Source organism: Spirosoma sp. KCTC 42546 (genome assembly GCF_006965485.1).
GTDB lineage: Bacteria > Bacteroidota > Bacteroidia > Cytophagales > Spirosomataceae > Spirosoma.
This window is the reverse complement of sequence record NZ_CP041360.1, coordinates 2,178,636-2,196,483: the sequence shown is the minus strand read 5'-3', so window position 1 is coordinate 2,196,483 and position 17,848 is coordinate 2,178,636. Positions and strand designations below refer to the sequence as shown.

Genomic DNA, 17,848 nt, shown 5'->3' with positions numbered 1-17,848 from the left:
GCGTTGAGCTATGATAACTGGCAACGACTCCCGTCTGCGTTGGCTGGGCCCAATTGGCCTGTTTTTGTTCGGGAATATATTCTTCCGGCTTTCCTTTTGGCTACAAGCCAGTCCGCCTGCACTCATCCATTCTACAGCGGTCGGCCTGGGCGCGGGATTTTTGTTTTGGCAGTTGAACCGTGGCATTGCCCGCTATTTACAACGCAGGTTTCCAGGTCTGGAGCGCACACCCAAACGACTCCGGCTATTGTTGGTACTAACTCCCCTACTCGTAAATGCAGCTGTCTTTTCACGCTTCGGGCTGCATATCCTGCTAGGTTCGAGGCAGACGCTTTGGCTTGGCCTGGTCGACTACGTTATGTCTTTAGGCATTCAATTATTTTATCAGGTAGTGTATGTCAGTATTTACGAAGGCGGATACGTATTACGCCAGTGGAAACATACCTTTCAGGAAAAGGAAGAACTCATAAAAGTTCAGTGGCAAACCCGCTTCAATGCCTTAAAGGGTCAGGTTAACTCCCATTTTTTGTTTAACTCATTGAACGCCCTTTCAGCCCTAATTGAAGAGTCGCCAGCGCAGGCCAGTCAGTTTGTCGACGAGTTGTCGAAGATGTATCGGTATCTGCTCCAGGCCAATGACCAGGAATTAGTTTCACTGGAAACAGAATTAGCGTTCATTGAGTCTTACGCGCACCTGCTGCAAACCCGGCACGGCACTGGGGTTCTCATTCAGATGATGGTGCCCGAAGATCACCTGGCGAGTCCGCTCCCCCCGTTAACCTTGCAACTACTCGTCGAAAATGCCGTCAAACATAACATTGTGCTGGCCAGCCGTCCCTTATTGATTGAAATCGGCACAACCGCATCTGGCCAGTTACGGGTACGCAACAATCTTCAGCCTAAAAATATACGGGCAATCAGTAATGGCGTTGGCTTAACCAACATCATTGCCAAATACCGGATGTTAACCCCTACCGACATTGTCATAAAGGAGGAAGACGGGCATTTCACCGTTTTATTACCCTTGCTCAAACAGCACTAGCCGTGGAAGTACCTGGTGGTAAGATGGCAGGTAGTATACAAGCCCCCCGCTGGCTGAACGGCAGTTAGCTAGGCCTGCTACCCCTCTATAGTCGGTACGCAAACCAGTGCCGCTTTTCTACAATTGACCCGTCGTTTCTGCCAATCGGCGCTAGTTGTCATTGAAATCCGCCACGCTGAGGAGGCATTTTTGTGTCGTAAACAAACACAAACAAATGCTATGAAGAATCTACAAGCCTTCCGCTCATTAACCGGTACCGCCCTACTTCTACTGGGTAGCCTATTTGCACTGACCGCCTGCGACAAAAAACCGGTTGATCCCAACGGACCTATGCCGACCGATCCCGGCACACCAGGCCAGGCGGGCTATTTAGTGGGTAAGGTGATCGATCCACAGGGCAAGCCACTGCCAAAGGCTACGGTCTTTGTTGATCATACTGTATTGACAGGCGATGGTCCGGAAGTAAAAACAGCCGCCGATGGCACCTATAAGGTTCAAATGACCGACTTCGCGGGCGAATGGATTGCCAAAGGTTACCTACTGAAACAATATAATGACCGGGTCTATAAGATCAACCTTGATCCTGAAGACGACAGCCCCTTTACGAGCAACGAAAAAGCCGTCCGTAATTTTCAGTGGAAACTCACGGGCCACATTCCTGATCTGAGCCTGGATCTTTACTACGGGGGCACCATGGAAATGTCCCGCGACCTGAACGCGGATGACCTTCGGGATAACGAGAACATCGAATTTACGTTAACACCAGTCGGCCCACTGATCGACGGCTCAACGGGTAAGGTGCTGAAAGTACAGGCAAAGAAGCGTTACAACGATGCGATTAAGGATGTGCCAATGGGACGCTACAAAGTCACGGCGGTGTATAAACCCACGGGCGAGCAACTGCTGGTTCGCAATGCCTGGGACTTCGACAGTGATATTGTTTACCAGCCGTCGGTCACAATGGACTTCTTAGGTACTGAGTCAGCCGTACGTTACAACAGCATGTGCGTAGGGTATACCAATCGGCACTGATCCACATAGCCCACAACGACCTCAGGTCTGTTTCAACATACCTCACATTAACCATGAAACTCAGTAAATTTTTACCCGTTTTGCTGTTAGGCAGTGTACTAGCCTGCCAAAAGCCAACGGATGCCATTAATCCCGGTAATCCATCGCCCCTCGGCAATAAAGGTTGTTGGCGAGAGTAGTTTAGTTATAAACGGTCACTCATTCGATAACGTAACTCCTAGTGGGAGTTTGATGAATGGGCATCTTACGGTTACGGCTGTGGGACTCGATTCGACAGGAAAGAGCGGCAGTATATCCTTATTTCTGAACAGCCTTTCTATAGGTGCACATCCGTTTTCAGATGATATTGATCTCACAGAAGGAACCTCTATCAATGTTCTGGATGGTGCAGGCAAAGGAGATAATATAGACGGCTCATCTTTTTATTCAACGTGTCTCGCCCCAAAACCGAATCAGGAGCTATTCAGGTAGTTAAGGTTGAGCGAGCGAATGGCACCGTAAAGGTAATCCTCCAGCTAAGCGGGCGGGTAGTGACAAAGCATAGCTACAATGCAGAAACCTGCGTTGTCAGCGAACATAAAACCATGCCGGTAAGTGGCCGATTAACGGTTGTGGTCCGGGAATAGAAAAGCGGTTTACACCGATGCACGGCTCCTCTATCACCAGGAAAATTATGCTCTGAACGATGTAGTAAACACGCGGTTTTTTCGGATTTAGCGCTTATTTTCGGTTTTTATCCGGTATGACTTTGTCCAGTCCGCTTCATAGATTGACTCGTTTTGTTGATCGGTATCGTCCGGTATTGCTTTCCCGTATTGAGTGGTGGTTTCATCTGGCATCTATGCCAATACTGCTTCCCATTGGCGCTTACTTCATCATGGGCGAACGGTACTTTCGGGACCCCATCACGTTCACGGTAGGCACTATCGTGAACGTGTTTGTGTATGGGTATACCGTAGCGTTGTTCACACTGGCCGTGCGGTGGGTAATCCGGCAATTTCCCCTCATTCAGCAGGCAGGCGTTCGGTTTGTGAGTATGCTCTTAGTAGTGGGGTTCATCATGGCAACCACCGCCGTCCTCGACCTCTGGCTCTTTAGCCTGGTGCCCGGCACAGGGGTCCGGTTTTCCTGGGAAGCCGTGGTGCCACTCTGGCTATTCGGCAGCGTGGCCAGCCCAATTTTTTGCCTGACCCTGGGCATGTTTTATGTGTACTCGCAGTGGCATGATCGGCAGACCGAAAATGAGCAATTGAAACGTGAAGCCCTTCAGCAGCAATACGATGCGTTGAAAGATCGGGTCAATCCTCATTTTTTATTTAACTCCCTAAACTCCGTCTCGTCGCTCATTGGCGAAGACCCTGCCCATGCCGAACGTTTTGTCGATCAGTTGTCCAGGGTGTATCGGTACATGCTCCAGGCGAATACCCATAGCTTAGTACCCCTGGAATCGGAGCTGGATTTTCTGGCCATTTACACCGACCTGCTGCGTGTTCGCTACGGGAGCTCGCTGCGCCTGGAACCTTGCATCTCGCCCGACTGTCGGCGGGGTCAACTCCCCCCGTTAACACTCCAGACGCTTATCGACAACGCCATCAAGTATAATGCTATGACGCCCGCACGACCGCTGGTTATTCAGGTAGAAGCCCAGGGAGATCGGTTACTCATCAGGAATAATCTTCAGCGAAAGACGATCCGCGTAGAGACCAGTTCAACGGGATTATCGACACTGATGGACAATTACCGACTGTTGGGTTTACCCAAACCCGTTGCCGAAGAAACAGCCACACAGTTTATCGTTTCGCTACCGCTGCTCGCCGAAGTCTAAGTCGTGCCTGAATGCCTGATAGGCCTCACGCCAATTCCAGCACGAATTCTGGCATCCCAGACAATCCAACTTACAGTTGAAACAGCATTGACCGGGAAATAAGGAGTGTACCCACTAAGTTGCCGCCAATTTTCTTATTTTAGGTATGAAGTTGTGTGATTTGCATGATGTCGATTAATAGGCCCATCTTACCCGATAACCCAACGCAACCTGGCATAGCCAGGCCCTGGTACTGGCCGTCGAAACAACTTGGGTGGCAGATCGTATTGCTGTTCCCATGGTTCATTCCTCTGGTAACCTACCTGTTGCTGGGACCGCGTTACTTCAGTAACTGGTCTACGTTTGTGGGTGCCACCGGACTGAATCTGGCGCTGGGTGTGGGGTGCCAATGGCTGCTCGATCAGGTTACCCGACGGGTCACCAACCGGTATCCTAGTCTGGGGCAAACAGCCTCTCGACTCATTCTGTTACTGCTGGCGTTCATGAGCATCTCCCTGCTTGTCATCCTGGGGGGCTTATGGCTATACACGCAGTTCCACCTGTTTGATTATGTGTACCAACCAGGGGTGGTTAGCCGCATTCTCTTGTTTAATATAATCGTGAATCTGATTTCGCTGGGGGCTTACGAGAGTATTTATTCGCTGACCAAATGGCGCGAGAACATCCTCGAAAAAGAGCAGTTAAAAAAAGTGAATCTGCAAAGTCAGTACGAGAGCCTCAAGAACCAGGTCAACCCGCACTTTCTGTTCAATACCCTAAACTCGCTTTCCTCTCTAATTGCCGATGAGCCAGAACGGGCAGAAGAGTTTGTCAACGAAATGGCCAATGTTTATCGCTACTTACTCCAGACCAACCGGGAAGCCGACGCCAGCCCTGATAGCTCCCGGTCCGACGCTTCGCGGTCCGACGCTTCGGCTTCAGGTGGTGAATTGACGCTTCTGGACACTGAACTGACCTTTATCCATTCGTATTTTCATTTGCTCAAGACCCGCTACGGGCCAGGCATTCAGGTAGACGTAGCCATTAACGAGAACGACAAAAACCGGCTGCTGCCTCCCCTCTCGCTGCAAATGCTGGTGGAAAACGCGGTGAAGCACAATGTTATTCACGTTAGCAGACCCCTGATCATTGAAATTAAATCGACGCCCAGCGGTCATCTGATGATCCGTAACAACCTACAGCGCAAGCCAATCCGTCGGGTATTAAGTAATCAGATTGGGTTGAGTAACATTCAGGCCCGCTACCGACTGATGGCTCAACAATACGCGACTCCATTGGAAATCCATATCGACGAATCCGACGGTTATTTTACAGTTACTCTCCCTCTCTTATAGTTAGAACGATCCTAAACGTACTCCTACGTGAAGAGGACGATTTGGCGGTGCGTAACCTCCGTAAATGAGCAGCCGACGTAAAGCCATCTTTATACCCTCAACGAGCGGGTCGGCTCACTCGCAGTGCCGTTCTTTCGTCCGGATCGGGGCTGATTCTGACGCATGAGACTATAGAACAGAGTCGACTTTGCTTCAGCAATTAGCGGGTCGTGCCTATCAACCTTGCCTACACTATAGGAGCGTTGGGCAGCTTTTTTACCGGTATCAGCCGCCCGATCTAAATTTCCTGAAGGGACAGGACAGGGCTGTTAAGTGCTAGTTTTTAAGCCCAAGGAGGTGTTAGAATTATAGCAAACAAACAGATCATAAGCCTATAAAACTCTGAAAGGGAACTTTCTCCAAGTACTTGCAAAGTCTCACGTTCTCTCTTGGCTATGCCGAGTGAGAACGTGAGGTTATCCCCGCAAAAAGAATGAATCGCTGCTGCGCGTGGCTGAAAAGCACGACGTGCTCGATAAGGTGTACCTGGTGATGGTGGCCGAACGCCAGCACTTTCAGATCTGGCAACGTTGATGCCTGGTCAAAATGGCCAGGCTATTTTGGTGATATTGAGCTGGCTTGAGTTATTCATGCTCTGAAGGATTCACGTAATAGCTACCTTTGCCTGAATTCTTAGAGCGGTCAATGCCTAATTGAATAGCTACTTCATTAATTCGCCGACGGCCAATCGTCAGTCGTGCCCCATTTTTCATAATTAGATAGCCTTCGATTGACGAAGCCAGAATACAGCTATAGATATGCTCAGGATTTACCAGACTGTTTTTATGGATGCGCATAAAGTGAGGCCACTGACTAGTATACCATTTTAGTGTTCGACTGGTTAAAATATGTTTACCATCAATCAGGTAAACTGTGCTGTAGTTAATGTCTCCTGATAAATAAAGCACTTTATTCGGATCAAACCTGTGCTGAACCTGAGCAGCATATACCCGTCTCATCAAGGGATTATTGAATGGAGTGGAAAAATAGAAAATGTCATATGTACGTTTTTAGATTCAATTGAGTTTTATAAAGACACAAAAAGCGCCATTACTAGGGTGTAATGGCGCTTTTAATTTTTATACTGTACTACTCATCAATAGTTTACACACATCACCTTCTTAAAAACCTGCCCAGTCGACCCAAGTTTCCAAACGATCACTTCGTCTTTTGGTTGACGACGTACAGTAAGGCCACGGTGATCTCCTTAGACAACTCACCATTGAACACCGACTATACTAAGAGTAAGGCAAGTGAGAGCAGCAACATAGACCAGGAGCGAGCTACCCACTTAAGTGATACAGTGGACTACTATATTTTGTGGAAACTAAAGGGAGGCCGTATAAGATCAGAAATTGATTTCGACCTGGACTATTTCTGACTCAAACTTTCCACAAACCTGCTTTCATATATTCGTGCTGGAAAATTTTGGAAAGTTCCAAAATGCTAAAGGGCGGGGTCAAAAGAGCAAAAAAGATCAGAGATGGGGGGTAGAAACTCAAAACGGACTCATCATGAGGTCGTTTCGAGTTAATCAGGGTGCTTTCGCTATCAGGGACAAAATTGCAGGAGAGATAGGGGGAAAAAGCAAAAGCCTGCTATCTGGAGCAGGCTTTTAAGACTAGTAAGAGTATTTCTTCGTGCACTCGTAGGGATTCGAACCCCAAACCTCCTGATCCGTAGTCAGGTGCTCTATCCAATTGAGCTACGAATGCATTGCCAGATGGCGTTCCCGTTGATTGGGAGTGCAAAAGTAGGTAGAAAAAACGGCCCTGTCAACCTATTTCCCTAAAAAATTTGCTTTTCGCTTCATAAGAAAAGCACCAATACCTTCCATCGCATCCGCCGATCGGCCCAATAGATCCTGATTATCAGCCTCCTGATCGAGTTGATGATCGAGATCAGAATACAGGGATTGGTTGAGTACTTTTTTCATGGCACCAATTGCCCGAGTAGCCGCTCCGGCATAATACCCCACTACGGCATCCACAGCCGCATCCAGATCCGCCATCGGTACCGATCGACTTACCAAACCTAGTTGAGCCGCTTCCGGGCCATATACGCGTCGGCCGGTGCTGCATAGCTCAAATGCCCGTTGTGGGCCAATAAGCCGGGGTAGAAAAAAGGTAGAGCCCGCATCGGGCATCAGACCGATATTGACAAATATCTGACTGAAGTAGGCCTCATCGGCACAAATGATCACATCGCAGGCTAGCGCCAATGAACAACCTGCGCCAGCGGCAACGCCATTCACACGGCCAATAACAGGCTTGGGCAGGTTCCGGATGGCCCGAATCATGGGGTGGTATGTCTCTCGTAATGAATCGCCGAGGGTAAGTTGCCCACCCGAAGACGCAGCCTGGGTAACGCCTTCTTTCAGATCGGCCCCGGACGAAAAAGCTTTATCGCCCGCACCTGTAATCACCACGACCCGAACCTGCTCATCAGTACCGGCGGCTTCGATGGCTGCCGTAATGTCCCCAATCAACCCCGGACTAAGGGCATTGTAGACCTGTGGTCGGTTGAGGGTAATCCGGCAAACCGAATCGGTGACGTCGTAAAGGAGATTTTCGTACATAAGGTTGACAATTAAACACAGAGGGAACGGGGGTTTACGCAGAGAACACGAAGCCTATATCTCGGTGGCCTCTGTGCAAATCTCCGTTATCTGCGTGTTTAAAAAAAATTAGAGTAGCCAGTACACAGTCAGCACACTAACGACCAGACCCAGTACGAATCCAGCCCCCATTTGAGCGGGTGTATGGGCATTGAGTTTTAACCGGGCGCTGGCTACCAGACCCGCCAGCAGTACCAGCAAAATCAGCGAAAAGAATAAATCGGATATGCTGAACCTAAGCATGATGCTGGCAATGATCCCAACCACGCCCCCAATCCCAACGCCGTGGGCGCTAATTTGCCAGGATAGACTGATGAGACCAACCAACAAAATGGAAACCGCAATACCTCCTATCAGGATGCCAATCTCAGGCGCAACCGTCGATACAAGCTGCATCCGGAAGGTGAACAGGTAGGCCAGAAACAAATAGACACTGGCCGTCAGAAAATACGGCAACCGGCGGTCCGCCAACGTATGCAGTTGCAGACTCTGGACATACCCGCTACGGAAGAGGTAATAAATCAGCAGGGAAGGCACGGCAAACGTACCAACAAAAATCAGTACGAGTAAACTAAGCCGTAATGAGCTGGAAAAAGCATCCATACCCAACACGCTGGGCACCTGAAACAGCAACACACCGAACAGTAATGTCGGCATGAGCAACGGATGGAGAACGACCGAAAGGAAACGGGCGAGACTAGTGGTCAATGGAACAGGAATAATGGATAATGAACAATGTAGAATGAATAACGCTGTAAAAATACGCTCTATGTTTTTAGCATTTTACATTATCCATTATCCATTTTACACTATTCATTTTACATTATTCATTATTATAACTGTTTCCGCAGCCGGGCTACCGGAATATTAAGCTGCTCGCGGTATTTGGCTACGGTTCGGCGGGCGATGTTGTAGCCCCGATCATTCAGGATCTTCTCGAGCTTATCGTCCGATAGCGGGTGAAGCTTGGGTTCGGCGTCGATCAGATCTTTCAGAATGTTTTTCACTTCGCGGCTGCTGACATCCTCACCCGTATCGGTCGAAATACCCTCCGAGAAGAAATATTTAAGCGGGTAAATCCCGAATTCGGTCTGCACCGCTTTACTATTAGCCACCCTCGATACCGTTGACACATCCATATCGATCAGGGTAGCAATGTCTTTCAGAATCATCGGCCTGAGTCGGGACTCGTCACCGTTCAGAAAGAAATCATACTGAAAGCGTACGATGGCGTTCATGGTTCGGAGCAGCGTTTGCTGGCGTTGCTTGATGGCATCAATGAACCACTTGGCCGCATCCAGTTTCTGTTTTACAAACGTGACCGTTTCTTTCAGGTTCTTGTTCTGCTTTTTGCTCTTGTCGTAGGTATCGAGCATGTCGGCAAAGGAACGGCTGATGCGTAGTTCAGGCGCATTTTTCGAGTTCAGGGTTAACTCAAGCTTACCGCCGTTGTTAGTCAGAATAAAATCAGGAACCAGGTATTGGGCGGTGCCGGATTCACCCTCAACAGAGCCCGGTTTAGGATTCAGTTTAATAATAATATCAATGACTTTCTTGAGGGAATCGTCGCTGATATTCAGTCGTCGCTGAATCTTGTCGTAGTGTTTCTTGGAAAATTCATCGAAGAATTCGTCGATGATCCGAATCGCCAGAATGTTATAGGGGTCAGACGCGTCTTTGCGTTGCAGTTGCAAAATCAGGCATTCCTGAAGGGTACGCGCCCCAATACCCGGCGGATCGAACGACTGGATTTTGTGCAGGATGCTTTCAATCTCTTCGGTATCGGTAAACACGTTCTGGGCAAAGGCGAGATCATTGACAATGGCCTGCAACGAACGCCGGATGTAGCCATCCGCTTCAATGCTGCCAATGAGCTGAAGACCCACAATACGCTGCTGCTCGGTCAGGTTCAGGTAGCCAAACTGTTGAAGAAGCGAATCGGTCAGGCTCGAACTAGTGGCCAATGGCATATCGCGGTCTTCTTCGGCATAATTACCATCGCCCTGCATTTTATACCCGGCATAATCTTCGTCCTTGATATAACTGTCTATATCCAGATCATCGTCCCGTTCTTTATAGTCATCTGCTTCGTCGTATGAGTCATCATCTTTTTGCTCATACTCTTCATCCATGCCTTCTTCAAGAGCCGGATTAATTTCCAGTTCTTCTTCAATTCGTGTGTCTAATTCAGCCGTAGGAATCTGTAGCAGTTTAATAAACTGAATCTGCTGCGGAGATAACTTTTGCTGAAGAGATTGGGATAGGCTTAACTTCTGCATGGTGGTACTATGAGCGGTAAAATGTATCCGTAATGTTGAGCGGTTAAGTTGGATGTAAAACTGCCCCTCACAATTATCAGACCAAAATAATCAGTTTTTTGTTTTTATCGAGATAAATTTTCTGTGAGGTTTAGACATAGTACCTTCGTGGCTATGACGAATAAGCTTTACGACACTTCGCTGAGCCTACTGACCGACCTGTATCAGGTAACAATGGCCTACGGTTACTGGAAATCAGAAACGGCTGAGAAAGAAGCAGTTTTTAACCTGTACTTCCGAAAGAACCCATTCAATGGGGGGTTTACCATAGCCTGCGGGCTGGCCAATATCATCGGCTACATTACTCACTTCGGATTCTCAAAAAAAGATTTGCGCTACCTCCGCACACTGACAGGCAATGACAAAAAGCCATTGTTTGACGATGCGTTTCTGGATTATCTCGCCAATCTGAAGCTCAGCTGTAGTATCGAGGCCATTCCGGAAGGCACGGTCGTGTTCCCAAACGAGCCATTGGTACGGGTTCGCGGCCCAATTTTACAGTGTCAGCTCCTCGAAACGCCCCTGCTGAACCTCATTAACTTCGAGTCGTTGATTGCTACCAAAGCAGCTCGCTTACGCTTAGTAGCCGATACCGATCAACTGCTGGAGTTTGGTTTACGCCGGGCGCAGGGCGTAGATGGTGGCATGACCGCCAGCCGGGCGGCTTACATTGGCGGCTGCGATGCCACCTCGAATGTGCTGGCGGGCAAACTCTACGACATTCCCGTTCGGGGCACGCACGCCCACAGTTGGGTTATGTCGTTCGATGATGAACAGCAGGCTTTTGATACTTATGCCCAGGTATTGCCCAACAACGTAACCTTGCTGGTCGATACGTACGATACCTTACAGGGCGTCCGGCACGCCATTGAAACGGGGCGAAAGCTGGAAGCCCAGGGGCATACACTGGCGGGCATCCGGCTCGATTCGGGCGATTTGGCTTATTTAAGTATTGAAGCCCGCAAACTACTGGACGAAGCCGGTTTTCAGCATACCGCCATTGTGGCCAGCAACGATCTCGATGAGACCATTATCAGCAGTTTGAAACAGCAGGGAGCAAAAATAAATACCTGGGGTGTAGGTACGAAACTCGTTACCGCCTTCGATCAGCCCGCGCTCGGTGGCGTTTATAAACTGGCAGCGCTTCAAAATGAAACAGCGGGAAATGGAGCGGCAAAATGGGCCTACAAGATGAAGCTATCGGAGCAGGCCATTAAAATTTCGACACCGGGGATTCAGCAGGTGCGCCGATTTCGGGATGAACGGGGGTTTCTGGCCGATATGATCTACAACACAGAAGAAATGAGTGGATCGGATCGACCAACGACCATGATTGACCCGATGGACTTTACCAAGCGTCGGCGTTTTGAAGCAACGCAGTCCTACGAAGATTTATTAGTGCCTGTTTTTCAGGAGGGCAAGTGCGTCTACAATCTCCCCGACATTCATGCCGTACGGGCGCGGGTCCAAACCCAACTGGCGGGCCTGCATCCGGGTGTAAAGCGATTCGTGAACCCCCACACCTATCCGGTCGGGCTGGAAAAGAGCCTGCACGAGTTGAAAACAGAGTTGATCCTTAAATTACGGGAGGCCAATGAAGAGCCGCGTAACGGAACGAAAGGATAGTAGGCCGTTCGCTCAATAGTAGCTGGTAACTTCTTGATTTCTTAACACTCGTCTAATCACTTTGTATTGAACTTTTCTGTTGCTTTACGACTCCTCAGACATCTCCAGACATGCAACCGATTGAATTAGTGGTATTTGACATGGCGGGCACTACCGTGACCGACCACCATGAAGTAGAGCGGTGTTTTGCCGAAGCAGCCGCTGAAACAGGCCTATTTGTTACCGACGAGCGTATTCTGGCCATGCAGGGCCTTGCCAAACGGTATGTATTTGAAACACTTTGGAAAGAACAACTGGGCGAACACAATAGTGATATACAGCGGCAGGTTGATGTATCGTACGCAAGTTTCCGGCGCATTCTCGAAAACCATTACCTCACTCAGGGAGCAACACCCACCGAAGGCTGCCTGGATACCTTTGCCTACCTGTACGAACGGGGAATCGCCATTGCGCTCACAACCGGATTTTATCGGGTTGTAACCGATATTATTCTGGAAAAGCTCGGCTGGCTCAAAGGGCTCGATGGTCGCCGGGTTGGTACCGCAGAAAGTCTGATTCAGGTGTCCATTGCCAGTGACGAAGTGGAACGGGGTCGCCCCTACCCGCACATGATTGAGCGAGCCATGCATCTACTGGGTGTTAGTAACCCCAAAGCCGTCATAAACATCGGCGATACCCCTTCCGATTTACTATCGGGCCGGGCCGCTGGCGTAGCCCTCAATCTGGGCGTTACCAACGGTACGCACTCCCGCGATCAGCTGGAAGCCTACCCACACGATTTACTGATTAATTCGCTCCGGGAATTGCCCGCCTTGCTAGACGCTCGCGAAGTAATGACCACTCATGGATAATGCATAATGCATAATGGGTAATGCATAATGGGTAATGCACAATGGATAATGCATAATGATCGGCTTAAAATCGATTACCTGCATTATTCATTATTTATTATTCATTATTTATTATCCATTTTTCATTCTCCCTTATGACTTCTTACGATTTACTTATTGTGGGCGCAGGTGCACTTGGCACCTTCCACGCACTTCAGGCTGCTCAGGCCGGGCTACGCGTGTTGCTGCTCGAAAAAGATCGCTATCCAATTGGTGCCACGGTGCGGAATTTCGGCCAGGTGGTGCCGTCAGGGCTGGCTGGCCGGTGGTTCGACTACGGGCGACGGAGCCTGGATATCTACCGCACCATTCAACAGGAAACAGATATTACGGTACGGGCCAATGGTACGATTTATATAGCCTCCGATCCCGACGAGTGGACGCTGGCCAACGAACTCCACGACCGATACCAACGACTTGGCTATGGCAGCGAGTTACTCACGAAGGCACAGTGTCTCGACAAATACCCCAGCCTGCAACCCAACTACGTTGTGGGCGGTCTGTTCTTCCCGGATGAGCTTAGCGTAGAGCCGGAGCAGATGATTCACCGACTGATTGCCTACAGCCAACGAAAATACGGAATTGATTATCGCCCGGGTTCGGTTGTGATCGACTGCCAGCCGAACAGTTCGGGTGCGGTTGTTACGCTGAGCAATCGGGAGCATTTCCAGGCAAAACGGGTACTCATTTGCGGAGGACATGAGGTACGGTTGCTGTTCCCGGATGTACTGGCCAATGCCGGTCTGGTAGTCAGTAAGCTGCAAATGTTACTAGCTGAGCCCGTTGCTGGCTTACGCTTGCCGGGTAACATCCTAACCGGTCTGAGTATTCGTCGGTACGAAGCTTTTCAGGAATGCCCGTCCTATGCCAACCTGACAGCCCAGTATCCCGAACACCTGATCGAGCTGAAAAAGTGGGGCATCCATATCCTGTTTAAACAAGCCGTCGATGGCTCCATCATTGTGGGCGATTCGCACGAATATGCCGAGGCTACCCAGGCGGAGGATCTAGGCTATCATACGCAGGATTTTATTAACGACCTGATGCTGGCCGAGGCTCGCCGGATTGTTACCTTTCCGTTAACCATCCGAAAAACCTGGGCGGGTTTTTACAGCCAGACTAAGGCTGAAATTTTTGAGCACGCTATAGATCCAGCCATCCAGCTAATAACGGGTATTGGCGGCAAAGGCATGAGTTCCAGCGCTGGCTATGCCGAACAAAACATCAAGCAGTGGTTCGGCTAACCCAACCAGTCAGCTAAAATGACCCTAGCGGGAGTTTACTAAGCTAAGGTTTTGTGAACTGCATTGCTCTGAAATAGCCTGACACGAGTCGTGTCAGGCTATTTCAGAGCAATGCAGTTTGTTGTATACAGGCCATTGTGATTCCCTAACGCCTTGATTCAACCGCAGCGGCCGTTTCGTACGGCAAACCACTCCCAGCGTTAACTCCCCAGGAGTGGATAAGTGCTCTTGTCTTTACCCCCCACCCCCTAAAGGGGGAGTGCTCCGAAGTGGATTTTCTCCTCCTTTAGGGGGTGGGGGTAAAATAAGCCAATAAAAGAGGCTGATTAAGTAAAGAAAATTCAGCACTTAACGGCCCTGCAGCGTTAACTCCCCAGAGTGGATAAGTGGCGGCAATGCCCCTCTCCGTATACCTTTCAACTGCGTTATAACCTGCTAAAAGACCCTGGGCTTTTTGACTAATTTTGGACGAAGTTTTACCTTTCTTTACTTTAGCCAGCAACTCCATTCGTTCAGTAGACGTAAAGTTGACTCGATACTGACGTATGGCGCTGAGGGAATGTACCTCTAAAAGCCTAAATACCTGGCAACTTATCGTTGACGATTAGAATCAATTAACTGAAACACTCATGGTAGTAAAACAATATCTGATAATCGACGATTCGGAGCCCGATGCGTTTTACTTAAAAGGTTTGTTAAGCCGGTTCACGTTTTTTAATTTGGTTGGCATTGCGCCAACGATTGAGTCGGCGGTTCAGTTTTTGTCTTCCCAATCAATTGATCTGATCTTCCTCGATATTAGCCTTGATGGGCAATTGGGGCTAAGCCTCCTTAAAACAGGCATGACCTTACCCCCTGTAATTATTACCAGCGCTTATCCGGATTATGCCCTGGAAAGCTATGAAATTGGGAAGGCAGCTGATTATTTGTTGAAACCTTTTACGTTAGAACGGCTGCAAATTTCCCTTACGCGGGCTCTTCAATGGCAAAATCAACCAACCGTTATTGAAAAAAATGAAATTTTCTTAAAGATGGGACGCAAAGCGCAACGCTTTGTCTTCCAGTCGATCGATTACATCGAAGCGTTTGGCATTTATTCTAAAGTGTATGCAGACAATCAGATGTATCTGGTGAATGAAGGACTCGCGTTACTAATTGATCAACTACCGGCCCGCCTGTTTATTCGGGTTCATAAATCATACGTTATCAATATCAATAAAATAACAAGCTACGATCGGCATACGATCTGGCTGGGTCAAACAAAAATCCCCATTGGCCGTTCGTTTCGGCCTAGCCTGGAAGGGTTATTGTCGGTATTTGATACGAATAGTAATGAAGAGCCTTAACAATGGATGTTCATGAGCAGACTGTACAAATTGCTGGTACAAGCTTACTGAACAGGTATGACCCATGTCCGGGCGCCTTTAATTAGTCAATCAACTTCAGGGGCAAATCAACGGCTTAAAGCATGAACTATGTCGTTCATATCAAAAAAACAGATGTTCATATCGTTTACGCATGCAGGTATCTTTACTGTTAATAAATTTACTGTGTTATTAACCTGTAAGTGCACAAAATGGACGATAAAGAACTAGCTGAGACATGCACGGATAAACCAGTCTCTGATTTCTATTCACCTGGCAATGATCAACCTGGCAGTCTCATTACATCGAATGAGCTTGAGCACTTAAAATTTAAAAATTTATTAGCTCAGTATAAAGCTAAGGTATTCGAACAACATGCCTATCTGTTTCTGTCATAACGTTAAAACCAGTTTTTACTTCGCTTTACGTTGTGATTGACTCAGTCTATGCGTTTGCTCCATTTTGTTCAGGTATTGGTTCTTCTCTGGTCGACCGCAGGAGCTCAGTCAACAAAACCATCTGTTGCTACACTCAAAGCTCAACTGCGTGTACAGCAAAGCAACAACGCTCGTTTACAAAGGTATATAGCAATCGCCCAGTATTATTTTGACATCGACCAATACGATAGTCTATATACATACACGAAGGAAGGACTCCGGCTGGTGAACAAGAGCCGTGATTATAGTGGCGATTTACACTATTTTTTGGCCCGTTATTATCGTCAACGTGGTTTGTATAGCCAGGCAATCACGTTTACCCGACAGGCAATCGAGTATGCCCAAACAGCCAACGCGGTTAAAAAGATCGTTGAGTTCCAGTATACGTTAGCTGTGATCTATTCAGATGCCGGTGATCTATCAAGAGCGATCGATCAGATTGGGAGGAATATAAGGTATCTGGCCACCCATGAGGATATACCGACACTCGCAGCGAATTACCTCCTGATAATTGCCCTGTACCGGGAATTGAAGAACCCCTCGCTGGAGAAAGCCTACACCCAAAAATATTTTGCCCTGGATAAACGAAACTGGCCAGCCGTTGATCGTATGTACGCATCGATACTAGAGGGGGAAATCCTGGAACAAAAAGGCCAATTCAAGAAGGCAGAGGTGGCGTACCAAGAAAGCTTGCGGTATGCACGGCTGACAAATAGTCCCTTTAGGGTGATTGATGCGCTTGAAGTTGTAGGGATCAATTTACGCAATCAGCAGCGCTATAAGTTGGCCATCCAGCTATTTGATGCGCAATTTCGCAAGGCACGTGCGTTAAAGAGCAGAGCCGTGATGGCAAGTGCCAAACGGGAATTAGCCATGACTTATTTGGCCTCTCAACGACCCAAAGACGCCTTGCCGGAGGCTCGGTATGCCCTGTACTTATTCAGGCAAAATAAACAACCTGATGGTATCATCAACTCGCTGGGTACCTTAACGGCCGTATTGAAAGCGAATGGCCAGTATCAGGAGGCCTTAGAGATTTATGAAGAGCAACAGCACCTAAAGGAAAACACCTACTCTGAAAGAAATGCGCAGAAACTAGCCTATATGCAGGCCGTATTTGACATCGAAACAAAAGAAAAAACGATTAAACTACTACAAAAAAACGCGCAGATTAATCTACTAAAAACGCTTCGTCAACAACAACAGCTTACCCTAGCCAGGCAAACACAACTGGCCGCAGCCGCTATAATCGGGCTATTACTCACACTCATAGGCACAGTCTATTTCTTTCTGCGCAAATCCCAGCGCGCTTATTCCGCTTTAACTCATCAGCAAGCGCTTCTCCAACAAACAGCCAATGAATTGACCGAAGCGAATGCGGTCAAAAACAAACTATTTTCCCTCATTGGTCATGATTTGCGGAGTCCCCTGGCCAGTGTGAAGGTTACCATTCGACAAATCCAGGAAAACGGCGATTCATTTCAGGCCGCCCGGCTCCTGGTGGATCGTCTGGAAAGACAGGTAGATAATATGCTGGGGTTGTTGACTAACTTATTAGATTGGTCAATGATTCAGTTAAATGGCTTCCATACCTTTTCAGAATCGCTGCTTCTCTATCCACTCATTGACGAAATACTCAGTCTGGCCAGCGAGCAACTACAGCAAAAGCAGTTGACAGTCATTAATCATGTTGACAAAACGCATTCGGCAATGGTCGATAAACAGCAGTTAGGCGTGGTCGTACACAATATTCTTACGAATGCCATTAAGTTTACCCACCCAGGCGGCTATATTCGTATTCAATCAATTGGCTACGAAGACGTTGTTGAATTACAGATCCGAGATACAGGTATTGGTATGTCAGCTGAGCAGATAGCTGCTTTATCGACATGGCCAGAAGTACGCAAGGGAACAATGGGAGAAAGCGGCATAGGGCTTGGCTTACGGATCTGTCGCGAAATGCTAGCCCGTCAGGGCGGACGTTTGTCCATCGAAAGTAAATTGAATAAAGGCACTTTGGTCCGCATTCAATTACTGACCTTGCGTAATGAGCTAAAACCCGAGATGGCTTAAATTAGCG

Annotated in this window: 16 protein-coding genes and 1 tRNA gene; 11 read left to right on the top strand and 6 right to left on the bottom strand. The window is 48.3% G+C overall.

The features are described 5' to 3' along the window. Window positions 1-10 precede the first annotated feature (10 nt). The 6 genes from EXU85_RS08810 (at window position 11) to EXU85_RS08790 (ending at window position 5,233) form a co-directional block, all read left to right on the top strand. Window positions 11-1,042 carry a sensor histidine kinase gene (locus tag EXU85_RS08810; protein ID WP_142771729.1) on the top strand — a complete coding sequence of 344 codons (1,032 nt, stop codon included), beginning with the start codon at window positions 11-13 and terminating at the stop codon, window positions 1,040-1,042. 219 nt (window positions 1,043-1,261) lie between these two features. Further along, entirely contained in the window at window positions 1,262-2,074 is an 813-nt protein-coding gene (locus EXU85_RS08805) for a carboxypeptidase-like regulatory domain-containing protein (protein WP_142771728.1), read from the top strand. A gap of 53 nt (window positions 2,075-2,127) precedes the next feature. Further along, a complete protein-coding gene (locus tag EXU85_RS35965) occupies window positions 2,128-2,253 on the top strand; it encodes a hypothetical protein (protein WP_256366034.1) in 126 nt (41 codons plus the stop codon). A 252-nt stretch (window positions 2,254-2,505) separates the two neighbouring features. Continuing rightward, entirely contained in the window at window positions 2,506-2,700 is a 195-nt protein-coding gene (locus EXU85_RS08800; RefSeq protein WP_142771727.1) for a hypothetical protein, read from the top strand. A gap of 116 nt (window positions 2,701-2,816) precedes the next feature. Then, window positions 2,817-3,899, top strand: coding sequence for a sensor histidine kinase (locus tag EXU85_RS08795; RefSeq protein WP_142771726.1), 1,083 nt, complete (start codon window positions 2,817-2,819; stop codon window positions 3,897-3,899). Between the two features lie 164 nt (window positions 3,900-4,063). Then, window positions 4,064-5,233: a sensor histidine kinase gene (locus EXU85_RS08790; RefSeq protein ID WP_246859473.1), complete on the top strand. Its 1,170-nt coding sequence runs from the start codon at window positions 4,064-4,066 to the stop codon at window positions 5,231-5,233. 623 nt (window positions 5,234-5,856) lie between these two features. Here EXU85_RS08790 and EXU85_RS08785 read toward each other — a convergent pair. The 5 genes from EXU85_RS08785 to rpoN all read right to left on the bottom strand — a co-directional run bounded on the left by EXU85_RS08785 (window position 5,857) and on the right by rpoN (window position 10,168). Beyond that, window positions 5,857-6,231, bottom strand: a complete 375-nt coding sequence (locus tag EXU85_RS08785; protein ID WP_142771725.1) for a LytTR family DNA-binding domain-containing protein — start codon at window positions 6,229-6,231, stop codon at window positions 5,857-5,859. A 682-nt stretch (window positions 6,232-6,913) separates the two neighbouring features. Then, window positions 6,914-6,987: transfer RNA gene (locus tag EXU85_RS08775), tRNA-Arg, on the bottom strand. A 65-nt stretch (window positions 6,988-7,052) separates the two neighbouring features. Continuing rightward, window positions 7,053-7,850, bottom strand: a complete 798-nt coding sequence (locus EXU85_RS08770) for an enoyl-CoA hydratase/isomerase family protein (RefSeq protein WP_142771724.1) — start codon at window positions 7,848-7,850, stop codon at window positions 7,053-7,055. Window positions 7,851-7,958: 108 nt separating this feature from the next. Continuing rightward, the gene (locus EXU85_RS08765) at window positions 7,959-8,546 is read right to left on the bottom strand and encodes a hypothetical protein (protein ID WP_142776645.1); all 588 of its coding nucleotides are present in this window, start codon (window positions 8,544-8,546) and stop codon (window positions 7,959-7,961) included. Between the two features lie 176 nt (window positions 8,547-8,722). Further along, the gene (gene rpoN / locus EXU85_RS08760; protein ID WP_142771723.1) at window positions 8,723-10,168 is read right to left on the bottom strand and encodes an RNA polymerase factor sigma-54; all 1,446 of its coding nucleotides are present in this window, start codon (window positions 10,166-10,168) and stop codon (window positions 8,723-8,725) included. 153 nt (window positions 10,169-10,321) lie between these two features. Between rpoN and EXU85_RS08755 the strand changes: the two genes are divergently transcribed. From EXU85_RS08755 to EXU85_RS08745, 3 genes are all read left to right on the top strand, one after another. Then, entirely contained in the window at window positions 10,322-11,833 is a 1,512-nt protein-coding gene (locus EXU85_RS08755; protein ID WP_142771722.1) for a nicotinate phosphoribosyltransferase, read from the top strand. A 110-nt stretch (window positions 11,834-11,943) separates the two neighbouring features. Continuing rightward, window positions 11,944-12,684 carry an HAD family hydrolase gene (locus EXU85_RS08750; RefSeq protein ID WP_142771721.1) on the top strand — a complete coding sequence of 247 codons (741 nt, stop codon included), beginning with the start codon at window positions 11,944-11,946 and terminating at the stop codon, window positions 12,682-12,684. Between the two features lie 134 nt (window positions 12,685-12,818). Then, window positions 12,819-13,967: a TIGR03364 family FAD-dependent oxidoreductase gene (locus EXU85_RS08745; RefSeq protein WP_142771720.1), complete on the top strand. Its 1,149-nt coding sequence runs from the start codon at window positions 12,819-12,821 to the stop codon at window positions 13,965-13,967. A gap of 286 nt (window positions 13,968-14,253) precedes the next feature. Here the strand turns inward: EXU85_RS08745 and EXU85_RS08740 are convergent, their stop codons facing one another. Then, window positions 14,254-14,475: a hypothetical protein gene (locus tag EXU85_RS08740; RefSeq protein WP_142771719.1), complete on the bottom strand. Its 222-nt coding sequence runs from the start codon at window positions 14,473-14,475 to the stop codon at window positions 14,254-14,256. Window positions 14,476-14,596: 121 nt separating this feature from the next. Between EXU85_RS08740 and EXU85_RS08735 the strand changes: the two genes are divergently transcribed. Continuing rightward, window positions 14,597-15,313, top strand: coding sequence for a LytTR family DNA-binding domain-containing protein (locus EXU85_RS08735; protein ID WP_142771718.1), 717 nt, complete (start codon window positions 14,597-14,599; stop codon window positions 15,311-15,313). Window positions 15,314-15,777: 464 nt separating this feature from the next. Beyond that, window positions 15,778-17,841 (top strand): HAMP domain-containing sensor histidine kinase, encoded by a 2,064-nt coding sequence (locus EXU85_RS08730; RefSeq protein WP_142771717.1) that lies wholly within the window; start codon window positions 15,778-15,780, stop codon window positions 17,839-17,841. Window positions 17,842-17,848 lie beyond the last annotated feature (7 nt).

What these genes read in the sequence shown, in the direction of transcription:
- EXU85_RS08750 (WP_142771721.1), top strand. Translation starts at nt 11,944, where the DNA reads ATGCAACCGATTGAATTAGTGGTATTTGACATGGCGGGCACTACCGTG.
- EXU85_RS08805 (WP_142771728.1), top strand. Translation starts at nt 1,262, where the DNA reads ATGAAGAATCTACAAGCCTTCCGCTCATTAACCGGTACCGCCCTACTT.
- rpoN (WP_142771723.1), bottom strand. Translation starts at nt 10,168, where the DNA reads ATGCAGAAGTTAAGCCTATCCCAATCTCTTCAGCAAAAGTTATCTCCG.
- EXU85_RS08745 (WP_142771720.1), top strand. Translation starts at nt 12,819, where the DNA reads ATGACTTCTTACGATTTACTTATTGTGGGCGCAGGTGCACTTGGCACC.
- EXU85_RS35965 (WP_256366034.1), top strand. Translation starts at nt 2,128, where the DNA reads ATGAAACTCAGTAAATTTTTACCCGTTTTGCTGTTAGGCAGTGTACTA.
- EXU85_RS08770 (WP_142771724.1), bottom strand. Translation starts at nt 7,850, where the DNA reads ATGTACGAAAATCTCCTTTACGACGTCACCGATTCGGTTTGCCGGATT.
- EXU85_RS08735 (WP_142771718.1), top strand. Translation starts at nt 14,597, where the DNA reads ATGGTAGTAAAACAATATCTGATAATCGACGATTCGGAGCCCGATGCG.
- EXU85_RS08790 (WP_246859473.1), top strand. Translation starts at nt 4,064, where the DNA reads ATGATGTCGATTAATAGGCCCATCTTACCCGATAACCCAACGCAACCT.
- EXU85_RS08785 (WP_142771725.1), bottom strand. Translation starts at nt 6,231, where the DNA reads ATGAGACGGGTATATGCTGCTCAGGTTCAGCACAGGTTTGATCCGAAT.
- EXU85_RS08765 (WP_142776645.1), bottom strand. Translation starts at nt 8,546, where the DNA reads ATGCCGACATTACTGTTCGGTGTGTTGCTGTTTCAGGTGCCCAGCGTG.
- EXU85_RS08795 (WP_142771726.1), top strand. Translation starts at nt 2,817, where the DNA reads ATGACTTTGTCCAGTCCGCTTCATAGATTGACTCGTTTTGTTGATCGG.
- EXU85_RS08755 (WP_142771722.1), top strand. Translation starts at nt 10,322, where the DNA reads ATGACGAATAAGCTTTACGACACTTCGCTGAGCCTACTGACCGACCTG.
- EXU85_RS08730 (WP_142771717.1), top strand. Translation starts at nt 15,778, where the DNA reads ATGCGTTTGCTCCATTTTGTTCAGGTATTGGTTCTTCTCTGGTCGACC.
- EXU85_RS08810 (WP_142771729.1), top strand. Translation starts at nt 11, where the DNA reads ATGATAACTGGCAACGACTCCCGTCTGCGTTGGCTGGGCCCAATTGGC.
- EXU85_RS08740 (WP_142771719.1), bottom strand. Translation starts at nt 14,475, where the DNA reads ATGGAGTTGCTGGCTAAAGTAAAGAAAGGTAAAACTTCGTCCAAAATT.